5 protein-coding genes are annotated in these 4,211 nt (G+C 46.0%); 2 read left to right on the plus strand and 3 right to left on the minus strand.

Going from position 1 to position 4,211, the window contains the following annotated elements:
• On the plus strand, positions 1-738 hold a 738-nt coding region (locus tag GX419_13315; protein ID NLI25675.1), incomplete at its 5' end, for a creatininase family protein.
• A gap of 221 nt (positions 739-959) precedes the next feature.
• The gene (locus GX419_13320; protein ID NLI25676.1) at positions 960-1,304 is read left to right on the plus strand and encodes a hypothetical protein; all 345 of its coding nucleotides are present in this window, start codon (positions 960-962) and stop codon (positions 1,302-1,304) included.
• Here GX419_13320 and GX419_13325 read toward each other — a convergent pair.
• From GX419_13325 to GX419_13335, 3 genes are all read right to left on the minus strand, one after another.
• Positions 1,228-2,316 carry a sugar kinase gene (locus GX419_13325; protein NLI25677.1) on the minus strand — a complete coding sequence of 363 codons (1,089 nt, stop codon included), beginning with the start codon at positions 2,314-2,316 and terminating at the stop codon, positions 1,228-1,230. The genes GX419_13320 and GX419_13325 overlap by 77 nt on opposite strands.
• Before the next feature lie 305 nt (positions 2,317-2,621).
• Positions 2,622-4,049, minus strand: a complete 1,428-nt coding sequence (locus GX419_13330; protein ID NLI25678.1) for a hypothetical protein — start codon at positions 4,047-4,049, stop codon at positions 2,622-2,624.
• A 23-nt stretch (positions 4,050-4,072) separates the two neighbouring features.
• Positions 4,073-4,211: outer membrane lipoprotein-sorting protein (locus GX419_13335; protein ID NLI25679.1), on the minus strand; the 139-nt coding region annotated here is incomplete at its 5' end.

Raw genomic sequence — 4,211 nt, forward strand, 5'->3', positions numbered from 1 at the left:
AACTGGCAGACAGTTAAAAGAACTGACTATCAGATAGTTGTATTACCCTGGGGTGCCACAGAGGCGCACAATTATCATTTACCTTACGCTACCGACAATTTTCAGAACGAATATGTTGCAGATAAAGCGGCAGAGATAGCCTGGAATAGCGGAACCAGGGTTGCTGTGCTGCCGAATGTGCCTTTCGGGGTAAACACCGGCCAGCTTGATTTACCACTTACCATCAATCTGAATCCTTCGACCCAGCAGTTGATTCTGAACGATGTGGCCGGCACAGTTTACCGGCAGGGTTACCGGAAATTTGTGATCCTGAACGGTCACGGAGGCAATGACTTCAAGCAAATGATCAGGGAATTGCAAGCCAGGTATAGCGATATGATGCTTTTTCAGCTGAACTGGTATCTGGCTGCACCCTGGAAAGAGTATTTCGAGGATACGGGAGAACATGCCGGAGAATCGGAAACAAGTGCCATGATGATCATACGCCCCGACCTGGTAGCTCCGCTGGAAACAGCCGGGGAAGGAAAAAACAAAAAACTGATCTTTAAAGGACGTCAGGAAGGCTGGCTCTGGGCGCCACGCCCATGGAGCATCGTGAGCAGTGATACGGGAATCGGGAATCCAAAAAGAGCCACAAAAGAAAAAGGAGAAAGGTATCTGGACGATTGTATCAGAAAAATAGCAGATTTTTTTATTGAACTGGCCAGAGTGCAAGGAATGAATGAAATGTATGAATGATGAGTTTACAGACTTTTTACAGATTTTTCGCTCCATTTGAAAGAAACACTATGATGGTCCTGGCTACGACCGGCATAGCAGTTAGTGAACATCCCACGGCACCTTTCAGGATGCCGAAGGAATTCAGACCCGTTGCATACGATTACGGATTCCGGTACGGGCCAGGATTTTTTACATAGCAGCAAAAACCACATTGTTATAACTTAAATTACCAACCAACTATGAAAATCGGATTGAAGCTATTCACCGTCTTATGCAGTGTTGTTTTCACCCTGCGTGTTACAGCCCAGGCCGTCGTATATCCCTTCCCACAGGGTGTCGAATCCAGCAAGGTATATAAGGTCACAGTTGATAACAGGGAGGTGTTTGTTTATGATGCACCAGTGGCACCCATTGCATCCTTTGACATGGCAGGGCCGGTTGATATTGAAGTGCAGGCCGACAGGGACATCAAGTGGGTTGACATACGCCCGCGAAATCTGGTAAGAATCATCTTTTTACCCGGGCATTTCCTTTCCAGATGCTCCATACCTGCTCCTCATCAGCGGGTTGGGCATAATCGGTGAGCATGGTGGTAGCGAGGGCACCGGTAGCCCAGCCGAACTGGATCCATTTTTCGGGTTCCCAGCCATTGAGTATTCCATAGAGAAGTCCACCCACAAAACCATCACCACCTCCAATCCTGTCGAGCACATTAATTTCACGCGGTTCGACCACATAAAACTCATTTCCGGCATCCATAACGGCTCCCCAAAGGTGCCTGTTTACGCTGATCACTTCCCTGAGCGTGGTTGCAAATACGGAAGCGTTGGGATATGCCTTTTTCACATGAGCAATCATTTCTTTGAACCCTTCGATTTTGGCAGAAAGTTCTTTTCCGCCGGCTTCCGGGCCGGGCATGCCCAGGCAGAGCTGAAAATCCTCTTCGTTTCCAATCAGAATATCCGATAAAGCAGCAATTTCAGAAAAAGCCGAGGACAGTTCCTTTTCACGGCCTTTCCAGAAGGAAGCGCGGTAATTCAGGTCGAACGAAACGAGGGTTCCGTTCTTTTTGGCTTCCTGCGCCAGATCAATACAGAATCGGGTTGTAGTTTCAGAAAGGGCTGCTATCAATCCCGACATATGAATGATTTGCACTCCATCCGTTTCGAAAAGCTGTTTCAGATTAAAATCATTGGCCGAAAGAGTGCGGCCAACCTCTCCTGCCCTGTCGTTATATACCCTGGGACCTCTGGTCCCATACCCTGAATCAGCTATATTGATCTGGTGACGGAATCCCCAGGGTCCGCCCTGCTCAACAATTCTGGCATCCACATCGATGTGCCTGGAAGCCAGGTTATCATATATCATTCTGGCAATCGGACTGTCTTTAACCAGCGCTGTGAGCACCTTCACCGGGAGGCCGAGATAGGAGGATACACTGGCCACATTGGATTCGGCGCTTGTTACCTGCATCCGGAATGTGTCACTGCAATGAACAGGCTGGCCTTCTATTGGCGTAAGGCGAATTCCCATGCTTGTAGGAACCACCAGGGCATACCGGTAATTTTTCCTGAGCTGAAGAAAGGACTTACTCATACACACATATTATAAAAAATTGAATTTCTGATAGTTGATTGTCTGTTAATTTCGATCCGAAATTAGGGAATATAATTCACAGAAAATTTTTTTAACGGCAGAATTTTTTTTTTACCGAGATTAGTCAATAGAAACACAAAAAACATTTAAACAACTCGTTGCTATTGACTTCCCGACGTATAAAATCTGATTGGATTTTGTTAGTCGATTCGTCAATTGAGTTTTTCCATTGACGAATTTGGGTTTAACCCGTCTGTTTGTTGTAAGAATAAGGCTTTCAATAGAATAGCCAGCGGTAGAACCCGTCAAAAACTGCAGGTTATTTTAAAAAAGACTTCATCTTTTTCCTTTAGTGAAGGAAGGAGTCCCGCACCTCTGGCATCGATCAGCCTGGCGCCCAGAGATATTTCAGCATTGTCATTTGGGCGGTACGTTATTTCAGGAGTATAAATCATCACATAATTGTCGCCAACAGCTTCCCAATCAGATACAGCAACTCCTCCGCTCAGCAGGGCTAGTTTCAGTTTATTGTCAAAAATACTTTTCTCTGCTCTGAAAAGAAAGTAATCATTCAGGTTGTCCTTCCCCCTTTCATGAAAGAATCCATGGGCAAACTGAAAATTAACATAGGTACCTTCCCTGAACGTATAGTCTGCACCGGCAACATACTGGACCCATGGTTTTTTTTCGAGCACGGTATTATCCGGGAATTCCGGGGTATGAATATTGTAATTCAGCCCGTAGTTCCTGAGCAAAAAATCTTTCATATCAGGTTCAACAATTGTATGAACGATCTTCTCCTGAGGGAAAAAAGCGGCTGCTTCGAACCAGATTCCGACATTACCTATACTTCCTGCCAGGTCGAGCCCGGCTAAATGAAAGCGGGGGTAGACCAATGTTGTGGTTGTGTTCAGGTAAGCATTGAAGGGAAAGGTCAGATCAATAGAATCAATACCGATTTTTGTGGAAGCCGACACAGGAAAACCATCGCGGATGTACTGATAACTCAGGGAAAAATCAAAACCGGCTATTTGAGAACCAACCTTGAAGGACCATGAACCTGAATGTACCAGATCGGATGATGGCAGATTATCCGACAGGGAAAAGCTGTTTACATGAAGTCCGAATGGCAAAAGAGGCAAGGTGTCGCTAACATTGACCATGATGACCTCAGGAAGGCTGCCGTAATTCATGAAGACATCCTTCACATCACCCAGCGGAAGCCTTGCCTTTCTGAAATAAGGCACCCACACAGCCTCAAAACGCCATTTGTTGCGGTAATATTTCAGGTCAACGGCTTCACTCCCAAGGTGACGGCCGAAATCCCATATATCTTCAGCATCGTAGGGATTTATTACATCGGTAGGATTGATTTTATCGGCTGTTCCCCATTTGATTCGCTGGCGGCCTGCACGAAGGTCAAGTGCTTTGATAAGAAAGTCGTACACTTCGATATATGCTTCCCTGACCTCAGGATCAATAATCGTTTCTGAACCAACAGGAGATCCGAAATTCCGTAACCAGACATCAGCCATCACACGGGCTTTCCCTTCCAGCTTCTGTTCGAGCTGAACATCGAGCCGGTTCTCATTCCACGACCAGGGCAGGTTCGACCGGGTAAACACCCTGTTGTCGGTAAAAATACTTCCCCTGATCTGTAAAGATTCCTGGGCTTTTGCAAGCGAAAACAAGCTGCATGCAATCAGCAAAGACAGAAAATAAAAGGGTTTCATGGCGCATCGGTTTGCAGAAAATTCTATCGAATCAGATTGCGAACAGTAAATTCCTCATCCGGAAGATTCCGGTCAAAAACAATGTCGGTAATGATCATCCGCGAACGGGTTCCTTTAATGAGGTCTTTCATTTCAAAATCGGTAGCAACCCAGTAATTCCCT

The sequence above is a fragment of the Bacteroidales bacterium genome (assembly GCA_012517825.1).
In the GTDB taxonomy this organism is placed as follows: domain Bacteria; phylum Bacteroidota; class Bacteroidia; order Bacteroidales; family JAAYUG01; genus JAAYUG01.